2 protein-coding genes are annotated in these 1,950 nt (G+C 62.9%); both read right to left on the bottom strand.

From position 1 onward, the window contains the following. Positions 1-524, bottom strand: a 524-nt coding sequence (locus EB084_24445; GenBank protein NDD31413.1) for a hypothetical protein, incomplete at its 3' end; no start/stop codon positions are given. Between the two features lie 552 nt (positions 525-1,076). Beyond that, entirely contained in the window at positions 1,077-1,910 is an 834-nt protein-coding gene (locus EB084_24450; GenBank protein NDD31414.1) for a DUF1152 domain-containing protein, read from the bottom strand. Between the last annotated feature and the right edge of the window lie 40 nt (positions 1,911-1,950).

Raw genomic sequence — 1,950 nt, forward strand, 5'->3', positions numbered from 1 at the left:
CTGGCTGGCGACCATCTGCCGCGTGACCTCCTCGACGATGAACTCGTCGCCATCGTGTCACACGGGGCAGGCCGAGACAAGATGGGGTTGGTTAAGCGCTTACGGATGATGTCTGCCGGAGAGGCGAAGGGAACGGCAACACCCAGGCGGTGATCGACCTCGATGGTCACATCATCGAACGTGACGTCACAGGCCTTCGCCAGCAAGTCGACCGTGAACACGTCGTTGACACGCAGCACGACGTAGTGCTCGATCTCCTCCGGCTCCAGCGCCAGTGCGGCGCGATCCGGCAGGTTGCTGAGCGCGCGGATGACCCGCTCCATGTTCTCACGATGCGGGTCTACCATGAGATCGATGTCCATCGTTGCACGAACGACGCCGTAGTGGTTGACCGCCATGCCCCCGATGACGACATAGCGGGCGCCTTCCGCGTTCAACCAGGCGCACAGCTGCTTCAGATCTTCCTGGGTTGGTGCCCGGGTGTACTCAAGCTCACCGTTCTGGCTGTCTGAGCGCTCATCCATTCTTGCGCGTCCTCGAATGTCGTGAAACGGTACACGCCGCGCGGCACCAGGTGAGGTGTGGGTCGCAAGACCTCCAGCATTTGGAAGAAGGCATCGAGCTCCTCTGGTGTCGGGCGAGGATTGGGGCGACGTTTTCCGACGGTCTTGATCTTCTGTGACATCTCCCTGGGATTATACCATCTGCGGCGCTCGCGAGCCAAGAGACCCTCAACACAGAGCGGACCAGCGTCGCCTGTTGGCCGAGCCCGCTCTCACGGACACGGCAATCTGAGCGCTTCTGTCCTGGGCCGCCCCCGCTGTGCCTATGATAGGTGAGACACCCTGCCCCTCAAGAATTAGTGTAGGGCGGGAAGGGAGCCACGATGGGGTTCCCCGCATACACCCCCACGGTCGATGGGAGTATTCGATCAATACCCTCACAACAAATGGGGGTTAGACCCAGCGCCCCCCGTCTCGACCATGAGCACCGCGCAGAACCGTCGCGCGACCGACCGATGGCCCAGAGAACGAGCGTACTTGAATTCAGGAGCGCCAATGACGGGCAACCCGAGCTCACGCATCGAACACGAACCCGCAGCGCAGCCAGGGTGTGGGGATGTCGACGGGCGATGAGGGCGGGCGACGGACGGTGATGGTCGGGTCGTCTTTGTGGGCGCCGAACGCCGAGAGAATGATGTTGGGCGTTCGCGACGGGTCGAGGCGACCGGCAAAGGCGTTCATCGTCTCTGTCAGGCCATCGAGGGGAAACCAGCCGCGATAGCTGCCGCTCTCGAGGCGCTGCTCGACGTGGGCACGCAGGCTCTCGGGCGAACACTCGCCGTCGGCGCCCAGGGCCACCACCAGGTGCACGCAGCGCACGCCCGTCTTCTTGATGAGCGTGAGCATCTCCCAATCGCGATCGCGCTTGAGCAGAGAGTCTCCCCCGATGTCGAGCCCGATGATCAGGTCGAGATCGAGCGCGCGCAGATCGGCCACGATGTCAGCGCGCGTCTTCTCAGATGCATGATAGGGAAGATGGCAGATGATCGGCGAGCCGTCGTCTCCAGGCGCGATCCACTGATCGATGGTGCTGGTGCCATGTTTCGCAACGGCGTGATCATCGGGGCGCACGGTGAACAACGCGCTGAACGTATGCTCGCCCCGACGCAGACGGTCAAGCCCGTCGCTCTGGCGCTTCGTGTTGGCGTACAGACAGGCTGCAGGATTGCGGTCGCGCAGAACGGTGGCCAGGGCGCAGGCCGCGATGATGTCCCTGCCTCCGCCCAGCCCGTGGACGAGCACGCGCTTGCCCGTGAGCTGGGGAAATGAATAGACGAGGCCGTCGGCCAAAAATGTATCGGTCAAGAATGTTCTCCTCTGTGAAATGGTGATGGATGGTGCGGGCACTTCGGCTCAGGTGACGCCGTCACTGAGCCGTGCCTGCGAG

The organism is Pseudomonadota bacterium, from assembly GCA_010028905.1.
Lineage (GTDB): Bacteria > Vulcanimicrobiota > Xenobia > RGZZ01 > RGZZ01 > RGZZ01.